General features: G+C 63.0%; 14 protein-coding genes. 6 read left to right on the top strand and 8 right to left on the bottom strand.

Annotated features, from left to right (window positions below; translation table 11 throughout):
• Positions 1 to 33: 33 nt before the first annotated feature.
• Both ACCO56_RS31905 and tsaA read right to left on the bottom strand, forming a co-directional pair.
• Complete coding sequence (locus tag ACCO56_RS31905) at positions 34 to 345, bottom strand: DUF2293 domain-containing protein (protein WP_433644997.1); 312 nt, start codon at positions 343 to 345, stop codon at positions 34 to 36.
• Positions 342 to 869: a tRNA (N6-threonylcarbamoyladenosine(37)-N6)-methyltransferase TrmO gene (gene tsaA / locus ACCO56_RS31900; protein WP_433644996.1), complete on the bottom strand. Its 528-nt coding sequence runs from the start codon at positions 867 to 869 to the stop codon at positions 342 to 344. Before tsaA ends, ACCO56_RS31905 begins: the two co-directional genes overlap by 4 nt.
• Positions 870 to 953: 84 nt before the next feature.
• Here tsaA and ACCO56_RS31895 point away from each other — a divergent pair, with 84 nt between their 5' ends.
• Together ACCO56_RS31895 and metF are read left to right on the top strand one after the other, a co-directional pair.
• Positions 954 to 1973 (top strand): ArsR/SmtB family transcription factor, encoded by a 1020-nt coding sequence (locus ACCO56_RS31895; RefSeq protein ID WP_433644995.1) that lies wholly within the window; start codon positions 954 to 956, stop codon positions 1971 to 1973.
• On the top strand, positions 1973 to 2893 hold the full coding sequence (gene metF, locus ACCO56_RS31890; RefSeq protein WP_433644994.1) for a methylenetetrahydrofolate reductase [NAD(P)H]: 921 nt from the start codon (positions 1973 to 1975) through the stop codon (positions 2891 to 2893). Before ACCO56_RS31895 ends, metF begins: the two co-directional genes overlap by 1 nt.
• 1295 nt (positions 2894 to 4188) lie before the next feature.
• Here the strand turns inward: metF and ACCO56_RS31885 are convergent.
• A complete protein-coding gene (locus tag ACCO56_RS31885) occupies positions 4189 to 5127 on the bottom strand; it encodes a DMT family transporter (RefSeq protein WP_433644993.1) in 939 nt (312 codons plus the stop codon).
• Between the two features lie 264 nt (positions 5128 to 5391).
• On the opposite strand from ACCO56_RS31885, the gene ACCO56_RS31880 reads away from it, so the two are divergent.
• Positions 5392 to 6615, top strand: coding sequence for an alanine racemase (locus ACCO56_RS31880; RefSeq protein WP_433644992.1), 1224 nt, complete (start codon positions 5392 to 5394; stop codon positions 6613 to 6615).
• 71 nt (positions 6616 to 6686) lie between these two features.
• On the opposite strand, the gene ACCO56_RS31875 is transcribed toward ACCO56_RS31880, so the two are convergent.
• Both ACCO56_RS31875 and ACCO56_RS31870 read right to left on the bottom strand, forming a co-directional pair.
• A complete protein-coding gene (locus ACCO56_RS31875; RefSeq protein ID WP_433644991.1) occupies positions 6687 to 7865 on the bottom strand; it encodes a lytic murein transglycosylase in 1179 nt (392 codons plus the stop codon).
• A 178-nt stretch (positions 7866 to 8043) separates the two neighbouring features.
• The gene (locus ACCO56_RS31870; RefSeq protein ID WP_433644990.1) at positions 8044 to 8850 is read right to left on the bottom strand and encodes a glycoside hydrolase family 25 protein; all 807 of its coding nucleotides are present in this window, start codon (positions 8848 to 8850) and stop codon (positions 8044 to 8046) included.
• A gap of 222 nt (positions 8851 to 9072) precedes the next feature.
• Between ACCO56_RS31870 and ACCO56_RS31865 the strand changes: the two genes are divergently transcribed.
• A complete protein-coding gene (locus ACCO56_RS31865; RefSeq protein ID WP_433644989.1) occupies positions 9073 to 10458 on the top strand; it encodes a serine hydrolase domain-containing protein in 1386 nt (461 codons plus the stop codon).
• 109 nt (positions 10459 to 10567) lie between these two features.
• On the opposite strand, the gene ACCO56_RS31860 is transcribed toward ACCO56_RS31865, so the two are convergent.
• The 3 genes from ACCO56_RS31860 to ACCO56_RS31850 all read right to left on the bottom strand — a co-directional run bounded on the left by ACCO56_RS31860 (position 10568) and on the right by ACCO56_RS31850 (position 16194).
• On the bottom strand, positions 10568 to 11230 hold the full coding sequence (locus tag ACCO56_RS31860; protein WP_433644988.1) for a class I SAM-dependent methyltransferase: 663 nt from the start codon (positions 11228 to 11230) through the stop codon (positions 10568 to 10570).
• Positions 11230 to 12477, bottom strand: coding sequence for a DUF3419 family protein (locus ACCO56_RS31855; protein ID WP_433644987.1), 1248 nt, complete (start codon positions 12475 to 12477; stop codon positions 11230 to 11232). The genes ACCO56_RS31860 and ACCO56_RS31855 overlap by 1 nt, the downstream gene beginning before the upstream one ends.
• A 78-nt stretch (positions 12478 to 12555) precedes the next feature.
• Entirely contained in the window at positions 12556 to 16194 is a 3639-nt protein-coding gene (locus tag ACCO56_RS31850; RefSeq protein WP_433644986.1) for a hydantoinase B/oxoprolinase family protein, read from the bottom strand.
• 183 nt (positions 16195 to 16377) lie between these two features.
• On the opposite strand from ACCO56_RS31850, the gene ACCO56_RS31845 reads away from it, so the two are divergent.
• Complete coding sequence (locus ACCO56_RS31845) at positions 16378 to 16578, top strand: hypothetical protein (RefSeq protein WP_433644985.1); 201 nt, start codon at positions 16378 to 16380, stop codon at positions 16576 to 16578.
• 252 nt (positions 16579 to 16830) lie between these two features.
• The gene (locus tag ACCO56_RS31840) at positions 16831 to 17217 is read left to right on the top strand and encodes a hypothetical protein (protein ID WP_433644984.1); all 387 of its coding nucleotides are present in this window, start codon (positions 16831 to 16833) and stop codon (positions 17215 to 17217) included.
• Positions 17218 to 17340 lie beyond the last annotated feature (123 nt).

The following is a 17340-nucleotide window of genomic DNA, read 5'->3' as shown; positions in this document are numbered from 1 at the left end:
TGCTTGCAGGCGTTCAATCTTCACCCGAACTTGTCAGGCATCATCGTCGGGGTCGAGCAGCCGGGTCGCGCGCCAGCGCGTCAGCCAGTCGTTGATCTGGTCGACGACGAAGAAGCGCGCGGAGTCCCTGTCATAACCCTCGGCAAGCAGGCTCTCGTAGTCGGTATGGGCATGCCGGATATGGGCGATGGCCGCGAGCCACACAGCGATCGACGCCGGCAGCGTTTTCATATGCGCTGCGCCGGCATCGCCGCGGATCTTTTCCGTGTCGGCATAGGGCGCCATGGGGAGGAGGGCGGTGATCGCCTTGTCTATGGCGCGCCTGCGGTTGGTGGGTGCGCTCATAAGCCGGCCTTGAGATGCGTGGCATCTGTCAGCGCGTCGACCGACGGCAGATAGGGCTTCAGGTCGATCACAGGCGTGCCGTCCAGCGCGTCGATCGCATCGAGCTCGAGGACACCCGAGGCAATGTCGATCGAAACCAGGCGCGCTACATGCAGACCGATCGGGTTGGGGCGGGCAGGAGAGCGCAAGGCGAAGACGCCGCTCGCGCCGGCGGCATGGCGAGGCTTCTGGACGATCAAGTCCCGCGGCGCGTGTTCGAGCCATGAAAGGACGACGACGTGACTGGCGCGTCCCAGTCCTTCGAGGCCGGGCCGATAGGCTTCGTCGATCTGGACCGCTGCCGCCTTTCCCGTGGCGCGCGCAGCCCCCATGTTCTTGGGGCAGTCCTCCCGGCTCGTCCAGGGCGAGCGTACGTGGCCGATGAAAACGACGTGGCTGTCGCCGGGGAGGCCGGCCGGATCCACTCGCAGCCGGACTTCGCCCTCGCGAGGTGCGAACATCGGTTCCTCATTGACACGCGTCATTTTCTTGTCCGTAAACGACATCGGCATATTGCCAAAAGTGCGAGTCTCACATAAAGATATCTTTATATCTTTTTGGAGTTCGGCATGGCACCAGGACGGCACGTCACGCTCGACACTATGGTTGATACATTGAAGGCCGCTGCCGAATCCAGTCGGTTGCGGATCCTGGCCCTTCTTTCGCGCGGCGATCTCACAGTCTCGGATCTCACCGACATTCTCAATCAGTCGCAGCCCCGTGTCTCGCGCCATCTGAAGCTGCTGCTCGATGCGGGGCTGATCGGCCGCTACCAGGAGGGGTCCTGGGCGTTTTTCCGACTTTCCGACGCGGACGCAGCGCGGGAGTTCGTCAACGGCGTCGTGTCGCGCATCGATGACAGAGACCCGCAGGTCGCCAGGGATTTCGAGCGCCTCGCGCTGGTCAAGCGGCGTCGGCAGGAGCGGGCAGCGGAATATTTCAGCGCCAATGCGGCGAGCTGGGACGAGATACGCTCGCTGCACGTGCCGGACGGAGCGGTAGAGGCTGCTCTCAAGAAGGTAGTCGGCAGGCGGCCCTTCCAGGCCATGCTCGACCTCGGTACGGGCACAGGCCGGTTGTTGGAGCTTTTCTCGCCGCTTTACCGGCGCGGCGTTGGCATCGACATGTCGCGCGAGATGCTGGCCGTCGCGCGCGCCAATCTCGACAGGGCTGGCGTTGCCAACGCCCAGGTCCGCCACGGCGACATCTATGCGCCGCCGGTCGAGCGCGATGCGTTCGACCTCGTGACGATCCATCAGGTACTGCATTATCTCGACGACCCGCAGCAGGCGATCCGCGAGGCGGCCAAGCTCCTGCGGCCGGGTGGGCGGCTCGTCATCGTCGACTTCGCGCCGCACGGGCTGGAATTCCTGCGCGACGAGCACGCGCATCAGCGCCTCGGCTTCTCCGACCGGCAAATCGCCGAATGGTTCGAGGAAGCTGGGCTCGACCTCGAGGAGAGCCAGGATTTCGAGCCGCGGGGCGGCGCGGAGGCCAAGCTGACAGTGAAGCTCTGGCTCGGCCGCGACCGCCGCATGCTGATTGCCGATCCCGCCGCCAACGCCTTGCCGGAAAAGGAAACCGTTTGATGAACCAGTTCCGTTTCTCCCGACGCCCCGATATCGGCGACAAGATACGGGTGTCGTTCGAGTTCTTTCCGCCGAAGTCGGACGAGATGGAAGCCCGGCTTTGGGAGACGGTGACCCGTCTGGCGCCGCTGAAGCCGCATTTCGTATCGGTGACCTACGGCGCTGGAGGCTCGACGCGCGAGCGCACGTTGAAGACCGTCCGGCGCATCCTCAACGAGACCCAATTGATGCCGGCGGCCCATCTGACATGCGTCGATGCGAACAGGGAGGCCGTAGACGCGGTGATCGGCGAGTTCGTCTCGATGGGTGTCACGCGGTTCGTCGCCTTGCGCGGCGATCCTTCGGCCGGTGTCGGCACGGCCTATCAACCTTATCCGGGCGGCTATGCCAACGGAGCCGAGCTGGTCGGCGCGTTGAAACGGGTCGGCAACCATGACATCTCCGTTTCCGCCTATCCGGAGAAGCATCCTGAAAGCCCGGATTTCGCCACCGACATTGAGATGCTGAAGCGCAAGGTGGACAATGGCGCGACGCGCGCCATAACCCAGTTCTTCTTCGACAACGATCTTTATGAACGTTTCGTCGAGCGCGTGCGGCGTGCCGGCATATACATCCCGATCGTGCCGGGCATCCTGCCCGTGCATAATTTCGCGCAGGTCAAGAATTTTTCGTCACGCGCCGGCGCGCATGTGCCGGACTGGCTTGCCGAACGTTTCGACGGACTGGCCAAGGACCCGCAGACCCACGCGCTCGTCGCGGCCGCGGTTGCGGCCGAGCAGGTACTGGATCTCGTCGAACGGGGGGTCAACGACTTCCACTTCTATACGATGAACCGGGCGGACCTCGCCTTCGCGATCTGCCACATGATCGGCATTCGCGGCGATCTGGCGGAAAAAAACACGACTTCGGCCGCCGCCTGAGTTCCAAGATGCGCGAAGGCTAATGCATGTCGCACAAAACTGTGTAGCGGTTTTGGGTAAACGTCATACAAGAAGCAACAGACTAAGGCAGGTTGCGCGAATCTAAATTCGCGCAACCTAGTTTTAGTTTAGGCGCGATCGTCCTCTTTTTCGGGGGGGCAGCCTTCCTCCGGGAATCGATACCGGCTTCCACTCCAAGCTTGTCCAAAGCCCTCATCATCTCTGCATCCACGCTGAGGATGAAGCGAATATCGGCCATGACCCATACTGTCCCGGGGCCAGTGCAATGGTTGGAGGCACTTCGTCGTACCGCTCCCAACCAAAGGTTCGAATTCAATTGAGCGCCGAGTTTTTGGTCCCGGCTGTGAAGCTTTATATTTGACAGCGCTAATGGAAAGACGGACGATTGGACAGCGAGCCGCCGAACCCACCCCCCAACCCTGGTGGTTCGCCTCAATTGCCGGCTCGGCAGCACCAATCCGGGCCGGGTTTTTTTGACCCGAACTCTACATACTCGCCCGATTGGTGAGGCGGTTACGCCTTTTGTTCACTCAGTTTTGCCGCCGCCGAGGTCTATGGTGTAGCAAAGGGGAGGGGTATCCACAGCACAAGCTATTGGAGACCTCGATGGTACCGGTCAAACACCTGCTTGCCGCAAGTGCGATGGTGCTCCTGATGTCTGGTCCGAGTTTTGCAGCCAAACCGGACATGCCGCCAGGACAGGCAAAGAAGATCGCGCGAGCGGCCCCGGGACCGGTCGCTGGCGTGGGGATACCTGCGGCAGCGGCCTTCGGCGCATATGTTTGGCACCGGCGCCGCAGGTCTCGAAAAGGCCGGGCAGAATAGACTAGACGAGCAGCCGGCGGGGAACAGCTTCCCGCTCTATGCTTCTTCGGTGATGGTCGTGGTATCGCCAAAGCGGCTTTTCGCCGAGTGCGCCTCGGTTCGAGCTATGGTCGAAAGAGAAAGTTCCAAAATGCGAGAAGGCCGGATTTCAATCCGGCCTTCTGAAAATGGTTGTCCTGAGATTGAAGAGGGTCTTACGGCAGAACGCCCATTATCAGGGCTCCGATAAAAGCGAACGCAGCACAAATCATCAGCGCATTGATTGGCCGTGTCAGTCCCATGCCAAATCCTCCTCTACAGAGTACCGGGCGAATTTAGGGGACTTTGTGCAACAGGCAAGCGCAAAATGTGCTGCAATGCGGCAGGATTGTGAAAATTCCGTCCTCATTGCGGCCTATGGCCGTTGTTTTCTCACGCAAAAACGGCGATTTCGGGGCTGCGGAGAAATTTTATTCCAAAGACGGCGCGTTGTGCCTCCGCAGCATCCTGCCGTCGATCGTAACCAGGCCGAGACCGATCAGGGCCATCCCCGCCAGTTCGAACGATTCGAGACGTTCGCCCAAGAAGCCGGCGCCTAGCAGAATGGCGCTGGCGGGTACGATCAAAGTTACGAGCGAGGCGTTGGTCGCCCCTGCGTCGGTGACAAGCCTGAAGTACAGGATATAGGCGAAGGCAGTGGAAACCAGCGCCAGGGCGGCCACCGCGACCCATACCGGCGCACTGGCCGAGAACAGTCCTTGCGTGCCGTTCACAGCCAGAACGATCGGCACCATGATGATGGTGGAGGCCGTCAACTGCGCGGTCGCGAGGACGGCAGGGGCCACGCCCCTGAGGCGCTTGGCCACCATCAGCGCGAATGCATAGGACACGGCCGCGGCGATCAGGGCGAGCTTGGCCCAGACTGGTCCACCCAGTCCGGCGACGACGCCGGGTCCGATCATCAGCGCCGTGCCGGCCATGCCGAGCAGGATGCCGGCGATCTTGTTCCAGGTGAGCCTCTCGTCCTCGGTCAGCATGTTGGCCAACAAGGCGGTCCAGAACGGCGTGGTCGCGTTGAGCACCGAGGCAAGTCCCGCGCCGAGCTGTGTCTGGCCGGCAAAGATCAGCGAGAAGGGGATGACGTTGTTGAGCGTCGCGAGAAGGACGAAGCCGCCGGCCAAGGGCAGGGCGCTGCGGAGTGAAACGCCTGTTATCGCGAGATAGACGTGCAATGCGGCAGCTGCGAGGGCGACGCGGAAGAGAACCAGCGTGAGTGGCTGTATCTCGGCAACGGCGATGCGGGCGAAGAAGAAGGAGCCGCCCCAGACGGCGCCGAGCAGGATCAACATTGCCCAATTCTTGAACGACATGCCGTTGGCATCGGGCCGCGCCGTGGGAAGCACAGACATGCGAGTTTTCCCCCCCGAAGTATCGGTGAGCTGTAGACCGGCTGCGGGCTCGTGACCACCCGATTTCCGTCGTTGTCCGACGTATCCGCCGCCAGAATGCCGGAACGGAAATCGTTTCCTTGGCGGATCGCTTGCTCTATCTATCAGCGCCTGCCCATCGGTTCGAACATCGGAAGCGATTTTCGCAAAGCACGATGCGAGGACACAACGGAAGGGCATTCTTTGCGCGTCCGATTGGATGCGGCGCTCTAGCGAGGATAGCCGATGCAGAGATTCGAAAATGCACGGGAAGCCGCGCTCGCCCTCCGTCCGGACGAGCCCGTCTATGGCTTTCGGCCGGAGGTTCTGAAGGCCGACGCCCGGAATTTCATGGCCATGTTCCCCGGCAAGACCGCCTATGCGGTCAAGACCAATGGCGAGGAACTGGTCTTGAGGACGCTGGTCGAGGCCGGTGTCACCGCTTTCGACGTGGCATCGCCCGGCGAGTTCGCCGCCGTGCGAGCCGTCTCGGCCGATGCCGAGATGCTTTACATGCATCCCGTGAAGGCGCAGTCGGATATCCGGCTGGCGCTGGAGAAATACGGTGTTCGCGTCATCGCCGTCGATCACGAGGACGAGGTGACGAAGCTCAGCCGAGTGGTGCGTGCGCTCGACCTCGATCCAGGCGCGCTGACGGTCTTCGTCCGCATCCAGACCAAGGGCTCGGCCGCCTACGAACTGTCGAAGAAGTTCGGTGCCGGACCTGCCTACGCGGTCGAACTGGCGGAGCGCCTCAACAGGGCCGGCCACAAGGTCGGCCTGTGCTTTCATGTCGGCAGCCAGATCCAGGATCCCGACACCTATGAACGTGCGCTCGCATCGGCAGACTGGGTCCGCAACCGCATCAGCTTCAAACTGGCAGGGCTGGATGTCGGTGGCGGATTCCCGGCCGAATACGGGCATGATCCGAACCGGCGGCACCGGGAAATGCCGTCGCTCGAAGAGATCATGTCGCGGTTGCGCGCCGACCTGAAAGAGTATCAGTTCGAAGGCATTCCGCTCGTCGCCGAGCCGGGACGGGTCGTGGTGGCGCGAGCCTTTTCATTGATCGTCCGCGTGCTCTTGAGAAAAGGGCGCCGCCTCTACATCAATGACGGCATCTGGGCGTCCTTGTCGGACAGCTGGACCGGCAAGATCACGCTGCCCGCCCGCTTCATCCCTGATCCGGCGATCCGGTCGCGCAACGGCAATGAGAACAACATCGTGCCGTTCAAGGTCTGCGGCGCGACCTGCGACTCCGTCGATATCCTGTCACGTCCGTTCTGGTTGCCCGAGACGGTGGACACCGGCGACTGGATCGAGATCGGCCATATCGGGGCCTATTCGCTGTCGCTTCGGACCCGTTTCAACGGCTTCTACCCCGATACCTTCATCGAAATTACCACGCCCTTCGAAGAAGGTGACGTGCCCCAAGGCTTCGCCAGCCTGGAAACGATGGCGGCAGAGTAGGCGAATAGCGAATAGGGTAAGAAAGCGACTTGCGCCTGGGAGCGCGGTCCCGTTCCTCCTTCGCTATTCGCTCAGATGTTCGCCAGCAATGCCGGTGTCGGCCAGCCGTCGACTGGGAAGCCGAGGCGCTTCTGTTCCTGGCGCACGGCCTCGCGCGTGTTGACGCCCAATATGCCGTCGACCTTGCCGACATCGTAACCTTTCTCGACGAGCTTGCGCTGCAGCACCTTCATGCCTTCAAGCCCCAGTCCTTCCTCCGGGTTGCGCCGGTCGAAGGCGGGGTCGCCGGCCAGCCGGGAAGCCAGGTGCGCAGCGGTCAGCGTATAGGTCGCGGACTGGTTCCACTGCAGGTAGATGTCGTAATTGTCGTAGGCCAGGAAGGCGGGACCCTTGCGGCCCATCGGCAGCACCAGACCGGCCTTCAGGCCGTTGTCGGCGAGCGGGCTGCCGTCCCGGTTGGTCACGCCCCAACCCGCCCATTGCGCGAGAGGCAGCTTGTTGGTCCGGCCGGTCTCTTCCCAGGGCATTTCCTCGGGCACCCGGACTTCCTGGAGCCACGGTTCGTCCCGCTTCCAGCCGCGCGACTGGAGCTTGCTCGCGGTGCTCATGATGACGTCCGGCACGCTGTTGCGCAGATCGACGATGCCGTCGCCGTCTCCATCGACGCCGCGCGCAAGATAGTCGGAGGGCAGGAGCTGGGTCTGGCCTACCTCACCAGCCCAAGCGCCTTTCACATCCGCCGGCAGCACTCCCCGGTCGATCAGCGTGAGAAGCGGGACAAGCTGGGGGCGGAATATCTCCGGGCGGCGGCAGTCGCTGGCGAGCGTCACCAGCGCGTTGAGTGAGTTGAAGTTGCCCTGCACCGCACCGAAGTCCGTTTCCAGAGCCCAGAAGGCGGCGATCACCGGCCCCTGCACGCCGAACTCCTTGTCGGCCCGCTCAAACACGTCGGCATGTTTTTTCAGGTTCGCAGCGCCGTTCTTCAGCCGGTAGTCGTTGATCATGCGGCCGGAGAATTCGATGAATGTCTGCGAGAAGACGCCTTGCGCCCGGTCACGCTTCAGCACCTCTGGGTCGACCGAGGCGTTGGCGAGGGCCGAAAGACCCTTCTCGCCGACGCCGGCCTGGCGTGCCTCGTCGACCACCCCGCGGCGCCACACCTCGAAGTCGTTGCCGCACTCCTGCGCCAAGGCGGGGCCGGCCGCGCAAAGGGCGACAAGCGCCGCAAACAGCTTCTTCCGCAGGACCATCTGCTCTTCTCCAAATTCGCGATCGACCGATTTGCTGCTCCCTGCCCGACCGGCATGGCCAAAAACGGGCAAAAGCGCATCATTGCGGCAGCGCCTATCACAAAGCTGTGCGGTTGCAATAAAGCCTTTGCAGGAAATCGTGCCCTGCGACGATCACGAATGTATGAACGGCAACCCGCTAATGCGTGTTGGCCCTCAGCCACTTCTTCCAGGTGCCGACGTTGCCGTTGAAGACGTTGATGTCCGAATTGCCCTTGATGCCGGGGACCACCCCGGTGCCGGTGTACTGCCAGAAGGTGAAGGGGTGCTCGCCGTATCTTTGCGTCGGATGGCCGGCGACCGAGCGCAGCCAGTAGGGGTAACCGCGGAAGCTCGCGAGGCCGTTATCCTCGAAGAAGTCGATGGAAGTGTAGATGATCGGCTTCTTGCCATAGTGCTTCTCGACGATCGAGAGGAAGGTGCGCATTTCCTTGCGTACGGTCTCCGGGTCGGGTCGGAGCTTGCAGGTCGGCGAATGCGGGTTCCACTCCATGTCGAGCACGGGCGGCAGGGCCGCTGCTTCACGCGGCACGTTGCGGATAAACCACGCCGCCTGCTCCGTGGCAGGCCGGCAGAAATAATAGAAATGATAGGCGGCCCGGGGGATACCGGCCAGCTTGGTGCCGTTCCAATGATCGGCAAACTTGTCGTCGAGCCTGTCGCCTCCCTCGGTAGCCTTGATGAATGCGAAGGAGATGCCGCTGCTCTTTGCCCGGTCCCAGTCGACCGACGGCTGATATTTGGAGACGTCCGTACCGTGGACTTCATAATGCCAGGGCGTGCGGCCCCTCCAGTCTTGCGGGTCGTTGTCGCTGAAGCGCGGAGCGCGCACTGCCACCATCGAAGCCGTGGAGGTGGTTGAAAGTTCCGTCTTGGGAGCGAGATCGTCGATCGAGGTGCAGGCGGCGAGCACGCTGAGAGACAACAAGGCAGCGAGACGGCGCATCGCATTTCCCCCTGGCATCGGCCGCCGGCATGCACTTCGTGCCGATCGGTCAGATTTCATTGCGGTGGGACGGTCCGCTCCCCAGGCTGCGGCTCCGACATTCCCCTCTTCATCAACCACTAAGGTTGATTTTCGGTTGATCACCCTCGACAGAAGCCCGAACTTGCCCGAAAAATCGCGGCAAAACCATGGCGAGATTGCGAAGCGTACGGAGAGAATGTGATGCGCGTCGCCTTCAGACTTTTCAGATGGCTGTTTGCCCTGCTTCTGGTCGCCGCCATCGGCGCGGCCGGTTGGCTCTATCTCAGGCCGCCAGCCTTGTTCCAGGTTGGGGCCGGTTATTCGGCAAAGATCGTCTGCTCCAACGTCTTCATCGTCGGCCGCGACGCGCCGGAGGTGCTGGAACTCGACGTGCAGGCGCCCGGCCATCCCTTGCTCAAGTTCATGAGGGTCTCGGTGGACGAGGACGCCAAAGTCGTGACGGCGAGCCTGCTCGGCCTGTTCGGCGAGGGCACGGCAGTGGCTCGCGACGGCTATGGCTGCTCCGAAGTGCCAGACGGCAACCTCGCCGCAGTGGCACCCCTGCCCAAGGCGGCGGCGCCGGCGGAGCCAACCGCCGGGATCTGGCCCGACGGTGAGACCGTCGAGCCGTCGCAGGATCCTGCTGTCATGAAGATCCTCGACGATCCGGCCATGACGGGGCCGGGCATGCGCGGCGTGGTGGTCGTCCATGCCGGTCGCATCATCGGGGAGCGCTACGGCGCAGGGTTCTCCGCGAAAACGCCGCTGCTGGGCTGGTCCATGACCAAATCGGTAACGGCGGCCATCATCGGCACGCTGGTCAAGGCAGGCAAGCTCTCCATCGATCAGAAGGATCTGGTGGGGGAGTGGAACGGGGACGGGCGCGCAGCGATCAGTCTCTCCGACTTGATGGCCATGTCGAGCGGGCTCGAGTTCAACGAGGATTATGGCGACGTGACCGACGTCACCCGCATGCTCTATCTCGAGCCCGACATGGCGGGCTTCGCGGCGTCCAAGCCGCTGACCAGCGAGATCGGCGAGGTGTGGAGCTATTCCAGCGGCACCACGAACATTCTCTCCAGAATCTGGCAGGCCTCACTGGGGGATCCCGCTGCGGCGCTCGTGTGGCCGAGACAAGCGCTGTTCGATCCGATCGGCATGACCAGCGCCGTGCTGGAGACGGATGCCCGGGGCACTTTCGTCGGTTCGTCCTATCTCTACGCGACGGCGCGCGACTGGGCGCGATTCGGATTGCTGATGCTCCAGGACGGCGTATGGATGGGGCGGGAAATCCTGCCGCCCGGCTTCGTTTCCTGGATGCGCGAACCGGTTCCTGCGTCCAACGGGGAATATGGCCGCGGCCAGGTCTGGCTCCACGGCTCCGATGCAGGGGCGCCCGCGGGACAGGAGCCGGACGAGGGCTTCGATTTACCCGACGATACCTACTGGTTTCTCGGCCATGACGGGCAGTCGATCGCCATCATTCCCTCAAGACAGCTGGTCGTGGTCCGGCTCGGCCTGACGCCGTCCAAGTTGGGCTACAGGTCGCAGGCCCTCGTTTCGGCGCTGGTCAAGGCACTCGACTGATTCTGCCGGTCTGAGATCAATCGAATCGCTTTCAACGGGTCTCGTAGGGCGCGGCAACAAAATGTTGAGGCAGTTATTCGCGTGTCCAAACGGGCAATCGTTCCTCGTATCAGGTTGTCGGCAGGGTGACCACGGCGTGGACCGCATAGCCGCGGTAAAGCGTTTCGAACGAAAGGCTTGCGCCGCGATGCTGGCAAGTCGATTCAAGAACCTCACGCAGTGAATCCCGTGGCGAGACATGGAAGCTCGCAAGCCACGCCCGCAAGACCCGCTTGAACCAGCGGGGTAGATGCTCCTGCGGCCCGAAATCGACGATGTGCAGCGAGCCACCCGGCTTGATCGCGGTGAGCGCCGCCGCAATGGTATCTTCCCACTGCGGGATCATCGACAGGGAATAGGAGATGAAGACACGATCGACGGCGCGAGATCCGAACAACTCACCCAAGTCGAAGCTGGTGGCGTCGCCTTGCGCCAGTTTCACGCGCGATGCGATCCCTTCCCTCGTTATGGCGAAGGCGGCGGTGTCCAGCATGGCTGACGAAATGTCCAGGCCAAAGAAGCGGGCTTCGGGATAGCGCCTCGCGGCGAGCACGATATTGCGACCGGTTCCGCAGCCGAGTTCGAGGACGGCGCCGCTGGCCGGCTCGATGAAGGCGATCATGCGATCCCGGCCCAGAAGATAATATTTACGCGTGAGATCGTAGATATGGCGCTGGTAGCGATAGACGCCATTCATCAGCGATGCGTGGGCCGAACTTTCGAGCGCGCTCATCAGCTTCCCAGTACGTACAGGTGGAAGCCGCCATAAATGGCGGAGCGGTCGCGCATAGTAAGGTTGCGCGACAGTTCCTCCTCGTAGACCCACCGGGAGAGGATGCTCGGGGACAGGCGGCCAGGCAACAGGCTCGGCTCCGCCGCCGTGCGGAAGATCACCCGGGCGCCTGGTGCCGCGGTGCGGGTGATCTCCGTCCACAAGGCGTTGAGCTGGCTGTCGCTCATCCAGTCCTGGGCGTCGAGCAGGACATAACGGTCGACGGAGCCTGCATCCTTGCGGGCAAGCAACTCCGTGAAGTTGACGTTATGGACGGCGACGCGTTCGATATTGCCTTTGATGACCGCATGATGGCGCGCATCGAGATAGGCAGGCAGCGATGCTTCGTCCGGCTTGGGGTAGCGACGGGCGAAAGCCTGCCAGGCGAAATAATTGTCGTTGAGCGGGAAATGGCAAGCGAGTTTTTCAAGCCTGGCCGAAAGAACGCTGGCCATCGTGCCGTCGCCGGCGGTGATCAGTGAGTCATATTGCGCAGGCGGGATGCCGAGCCCGAAAAGCGATGCCTTGAGCGCGGTCGCCCGCCGCAGCAGGAACTTGCCGAAGATCGGCGCCAGCTTTTCCCGGTAGAACCGGCGCTGGTCGTCGAGAGACTGCGATTTCATGATTTCCGCAGGATCGACGCCGTGCAGCCGGGCGACCCGATGGCCTAGCGCGATGAAGAGGCCGAGCAGCCCCGTCTGGTAGAAATTCTTCTCGAAGACGGCGATGCGGCGCTTGCCCCGCCAGTTGCGACGCTCCCAATAGGCGCGGGTCGGCTCGTCGAGATGGGGCGCGATGAAGCGGTCGTAGGCTGCGGAGTTCACGGGATGGCCGGCCTCGCCGAAGAAGCGGAAAACGTCGCGGTGCGAGGGCAGGTGCCTGACGGCGGCGAGCTTCATCCTGTTGAGAGCGACATGAGCAGTGTTGAGGTCGACGGCATCGATCGATGCAGGCGAGCGGGTCAGATAGGCCAGCACGTTGCAACCGCCCGAGGCAATGGTGACGATTCGGTGACCCTCCGCAAGGGCCATGGCTTCCACGTCGATATCCGGATCTTCCCAGATCTGCGGGTAGACGAGACCGGAAAAGAGCCAGGCGAAGAGCCGCTCCGAAAGGCCATCCTTGGACAGGGCTCTGTTGTGGTAGATGGCGGTGCCAAGGCGGCGGTTCCTGCGGAGCAGCCCGATTTCCCCCGACAGTTCTGTCATGGAAACGATTCCCGTTGTGCTGGAACAAGCGGGTACCGTGACGTGATGACAGACGCGTGACAGGCCGGTGGCGCCAAGCTAGGGAGCGCCGAACCCTCCTGCGGCCGGCGTCGTTACGATGACGGCTTCGCCAGCTTCGAGCCGGGTCTGATCGCATGCTTTCAAAGTCTCGACCGAGCCGTCCAACCGGCGCACTTGCGTGGAGCCAACCTGACCGTCGCCTCCGCCGTCCAGTCCGCGCGGCGGATGCGAGCGATGGGAGGAAAGGATGGCGCATTCCATGCACTCGAGGAAACGGATGGTGCGGCGCGTTCCGTCACCGGCCGGCCAGCGGCCCTTGCCGCCCGATCCCTCGCGGATGTGGAAATCCTCCAGCAGCACGGGGAAACGCAGTTCGAGGATCTCGGGATCGGTCAGCCGCGAATTGGTCATATGGGTGTGGACGCCGGAGGTGCCGGCAAAACCGCGTCCGTCGTTCATGCGCCCGGCCGGAGAGCCCGAGCAGATCGTCTCGTAATACTGGTACCGCTCGTTGCCGAATGTCAGGTTGTTCATGGTGCCCTGCGCGTTGGCAAGCGCGCCCATCGCCGCGAAGAGGGCGTTCGTCACGTGCTGCGAGGTCTCGACATTGCCGGCCACGACGGCTGCGGGGTAGGCCGGCTTCAGCATGCATCCCTCGGGAATGACGATGTTGATCGGCCTCAGGCAACCGGCATTCATCGGAATCCGGTCCTCGACCATCACACGGAACGCATAAAGCACGGCCGCTCGCGTGACCGGTTCGGGAGCATTGAAATTGTTCTTCATCACGCGCGAGGTGCCGGTGAAGTCGACGGTCGCTTCGCGTCTCTTCCGGTCGACGGTGATCCGGACCTTGATCATCTGGCCGGTGTCGGTCGGGTATTCGCAGCTCGAGCTGTCCGGCAGGCGGTCGAGGATGCGCCGCACACTTTCGGCGGCATTGTCCTGGACATGGCCCATATAGGCCTCGACCACGTCGAGGCCGAAATGCGCCACCATCTTGCCCAGTTCGGCCACGCCTTTCTCGTTGGCGGCGATCTGGGCCTTCAGGTCGGCGATGTTTTGCTGCGGGTTGCGTGCGGGGTAGGGGTGGTCGGTCAGCAGCCGTCGAAGGTCCGTCTCTCGGAAATGCCCACCTTCGACGAGGCGGAAATTATCGAAGAGCACGCCCTCTTCGTCGACGGTCGTGGCTAGCGGCGTCATCGAGCCGGGCGCGGTGCCGCCGATGTCGGCATGGTGGCCGCGCGAGGCCACGTAGAAGAGAATGTCGGTGCCGTCATCATCGAATACCGGGGTCACCACGGTGATGTCGGGCAGGTGGGTGCCGCCATTATAGGGCGCGTTGATCGCGAAGACGTCGCCCGGACGGATCTGGCCCTGGTTGAGGCGAATGATCGTTTCGACGGAGCGATCCATGGAGCCGAGATGGACCGGCATGTGTGGAGCATTGGCGACGAGCGCACCGCTTCGATCGAAAACCGCGCAGGAAAAATCCAGGCGTTCCTTGATGTTGACGGAATAGGCTGTGTTCTGAAGCGTCACCCCCATCTGCTCGGCGATCGACATGAAGAGATTGTTGAAGACCTCGAGCATGACCGGATCCGCATCCGTGCCCAGCGCCGCCAGGCGGCGTTTCCTTTCGATCCGCCGCATCAGGACATGATCCCGGGCCGTGACCTCTGCCTGCCATCCCAGTTCGACGACGATCGTCTGATGCGCTTCTATAATGAGCGCGGGACCCGAAATCTTGTGGCCCGGCTGGAGTTTCTCCCGATGATGGATTGTTGCGTCGCGCCAGGCCCCGTCGCAGTAGAGCCGCCTCGTTTCCGCCGCGCGGGGGGCCTGCGTCGACAGGGGAAGGGCGCGTTCATCGCGGCCCCGTTTGCTGCGGTCGACGCCTTCCACGCCGATCGCCTCGATCACCATGGGCTTGTCGCCATAGATGAATCCGAACTGCGCCTTGTGGGCGTTCTCGAAGGCGGCTTGCGCCTGCTCGATGTCGCCGGCGGTGAAATCGACGGGCAGCGCGGTGTCGGTGCCGTCGTAGCGGATGTGGAGGATCGGCCGCCAGGAAATATCGGCGGTCGCGATGCCCTGGCCTTCGAGTTCCCTGAACACATCCCGCCGAAGGCTTTCGATCAGGTCCTGGACAGCGGCAAGCGAGGTGTTCGAAAGCGGCAGCAGCGCCGCCTGCTGGCGCGAGGCGAAGACCGATGCCAGACCGATACCGTAGGCCGAAAGCAGGCCGGAAAAGGGATGAATGAGCACGGCTTCGATGCCGAGCGCGTCGGCGACGAGGCAGGCATGCTGGCCACCGGCGCCCCCGAAGCAGTTCAGCAGATATTCGGTGACGTCGTAACCGCGCTGAACCGAGATTTTCTTGATGGCGTTCGCCATGTTCTCGACGGCGACGGTGATGAACCCTGCGGCGACTGCTTCCGGGCTGCGGCCGTCGGATATTTCGGCGGCGAGCTGCTCGAATTTTCCCCGTACGGTCTCGGCGTCGAGATGTTCGTCCTGATCCGGTCCGAAGATCGCAGGAAAGAGATCGGGCTGAAGCTTGCCCAGCATGATGTTGGCATCGGTGACGGCCAGAGGGCCGCCGCGGCGATAACCGGCCGGGCCGGGGTGGGCTCCCGCCGAATCCGGGCCGACGCGGAAGCGTCCGGCGTCGAAATGCAGGATCGAGCCGCCCCCGGCGGCGACCGTGTGGATCCGCATCATCGGGGCGCGCACCCGCACGCCGGCAACCTCGGTGTCGAAGGCTCGCTCGTATTCGCCGTCGTAATGGGCGACGTCGGTGGATGTGCCGCCCATATCGAAGCCGATCACCTTTTCGAACCCGGCAAGCCTGGCTGTTTCGACCATGCCGACAACCCCGCCGGCCGGACCGGACAGAAGCGCGTCCTTGCCCTGGAAGAGGTCGGCGGCGGTGAGGCCACCCGACGACATCATGAACATCAGCCGGGCGTCGTTCTCCGTCGCGGCGGATGAAAGGACACCGAGCTCGCCTGCGACCTGATGCACATAACGGGAAAGAATCGGCGACAGATAGGCATCGACCACGGTCGTGTCGCCCCGGCCGACCAGCTTGATCAGCGGCGAGACTTCATGGCTGACGGACACTTGGCCGAAGCCGATGGCACGGCACATCTTCGCCACCGCCTGTTCGTGCTCGGGATATTTCCAGGAATGCATGAAGACGATCGCGACGGCATCTATGCCGTCGGCCTTTGCCTTGAGGACAGCAGGCTCGATCGCGGCGATGTCGAGGAGCCGTTCGACGCACCCGTCCGCACGAATCCGTTCGTCGACCTCGATCACCCGCTCGTAGAGCTGCTCGGGCAAGACGATCTCCTTGGCGAAGATGTCGGGGCGAGCCTGATAGGCAATTCGCAACGCATCGCGGAACCCCCTCGTGACCAGCAGCAGGACCCGATCACCCTTGCGCTCGAGGAGCGCGTTGGTGGCGACGGTCGTGCCCATCTTGATGTCGCCAAGCAGGGCGGGAGGTATGGGCGCGCCGGACGCGATTCCGAGCAGGTCGCGAACGCCCTGGATTGCCGCGTCGCGATAAGCTTCCGGATTCTCGGAAAGCAGTTTGCGCGCATGCAGGAAACCCTGCGGATCCCTGCCGATGATGTCGGTGAAGGTTCCGCCGCGATCGATCCAAAAATCCCATTTTCCCGTGGCCACTGGAACTCCTTCCATTCCGGCGCATTCCCTTCGATTGGCGCCGCTGCGCCACCCGATTGCCGCAAGTCCTTCTGACAGAATGTTAATTTTGGTTAGCGTAAGTGACGCAACCTCTCGCGCGCAACGGCATTCATCAGCTGACTGCCTCGCCCCCGGGTGTCGATTGTGAAGGAGAGAAATATCATGAAGAAGATTGTCCTTGCCTCGTTTTCCGCTCTCGCGCTGCTCAGCATAGCAGCCTGTAGCGACAGCGGGACCGATAATACGACGACGCAGAGCACGACGCCGCCGGCTGAACAGCCGGCCAATCCACCGGCGACCACAACCGAGCCGGCACCGCAGGCGACGCCTGCTCCGACACAACCGTCCGCTCCGGCCGAGTAATCGGCTGACTGAGAGCAACGGCCGGCGGGCGGAGTTGTTCTCCGTCCGTCTTGCTCGGGACGAGTCGGCTTGTTTTGCGCGAGGAGCGCCGTGTCCATTTGCACGGCGCTCCTCTCTTTTTTCACCGTGTGCGCTTCGCCCGGGGACGCGCGTTACAACCGGTGGATAGTTTGATCCTCGGACGCAACTTTGCCTCAATTGGCCGATGTAGCCCGAAACGAGGCGGGCTACGGCAAATTGAACGAGGACATTATGACGAAATTGATTGTCGCTTCGCTGGCAGGAATTTCCCTGTTGGCACTCGCTGCCTGCGGCGAAGGTGAGCAGAAGAGCGAAAGTACCCCGGCCGCGGCCGAGCAGCCGGCCCAGCCTGCCCAGGACCAGACCGCGCCGGCCTCGACGACGAGCAGCCAGACCACCAGCCCGGCACCCGATGCGAACCAGGCGATCCAGGACGCGCAGAAGGCACTCAAGGATGCCACCGCCTCGATGACCGACGAGCAGAAGCAGCAGACGATCTCGGCCGCGCGGACCAATGCGGAAGCGGCTGCGAAGAGCGCAGGCCAGAGCGAAGAGATGATCAAGCAGATCGGCGATCAGGCCGAGGCCGCCGCCAGACAGGCTCTTGGCATCGAGTAGTCTACGCCTCGATCTCGCAGGGGCGGCCGGCCGCAGGTCTGCCGCTCCTTGCTTCGCCCGCCGTCCTGCCCCCCAAGCTGTGCGGGCACGGCGTGTCCTTGCGGCGCAAAACCGCCTCGCCAT

The organism is Mesorhizobium sp. 1B3, from assembly GCF_050958605.1.
Classification (GTDB): domain Bacteria; phylum Pseudomonadota; class Alphaproteobacteria; order Rhizobiales; family Rhizobiaceae.
Note: the sequence above shows the minus strand (reverse complement) of the source record. Positions and strands in the feature narration are given on the sequence as shown.

Coding starts and splice junctions, on each gene's coding strand:
- ACCO56_RS31875 (WP_433644991.1), bottom strand. CDS start 7,865: ATGGTCCTGCGGAAGAAGCTGTTTGCGGCGCTTGTCGCCCTTTGCGCG.
- ACCO56_RS31895 (WP_433644995.1), top strand. CDS start 954: ATGGCACCAGGACGGCACGTCACGCTCGACACTATGGTTGATACATTG.
- ACCO56_RS31870 (WP_433644990.1), bottom strand. CDS start 8,850: ATGCGCCGTCTCGCTGCCTTGTTGTCTCTCAGCGTGCTCGCCGCCTGC.
- ACCO56_RS31885 (WP_433644993.1), bottom strand. CDS start 5,127: ATGTCTGTGCTTCCCACGGCGCGGCCCGATGCCAACGGCATGTCGTTC.
- ACCO56_RS31855 (WP_433644987.1), bottom strand. CDS start 12,477: ATGACAGAACTGTCGGGGGAAATCGGGCTGCTCCGCAGGAACCGCCGC.
- ACCO56_RS31845 (WP_433644985.1), top strand. CDS start 16,378: ATGAAGAAGATTGTCCTTGCCTCGTTTTCCGCTCTCGCGCTGCTCAGC.
- ACCO56_RS31905 (WP_433644997.1), bottom strand. CDS start 345: ATGAGCGCACCCACCAACCGCAGGCGCGCCATAGACAAGGCGATCACC.
- metF (WP_433644994.1), top strand. CDS start 1,973: ATGAACCAGTTCCGTTTCTCCCGACGCCCCGATATCGGCGACAAGATA.
- ACCO56_RS31880 (WP_433644992.1), top strand. CDS start 5,392: ATGCAGAGATTCGAAAATGCACGGGAAGCCGCGCTCGCCCTCCGTCCG.
- ACCO56_RS31865 (WP_433644989.1), top strand. CDS start 9,073: ATGCGCGTCGCCTTCAGACTTTTCAGATGGCTGTTTGCCCTGCTTCTG.
- tsaA (WP_433644996.1), bottom strand. CDS start 869: ATGACGCGTGTCAATGAGGAACCGATGTTCGCACCTCGCGAGGGCGAA.
- ACCO56_RS31840 (WP_433644984.1), top strand. CDS start 16,831: ATGACGAAATTGATTGTCGCTTCGCTGGCAGGAATTTCCCTGTTGGCA.
- ACCO56_RS31860 (WP_433644988.1), bottom strand. CDS start 11,230: ATGAGCGCGCTCGAAAGTTCGGCCCACGCATCGCTGATGAATGGCGTC.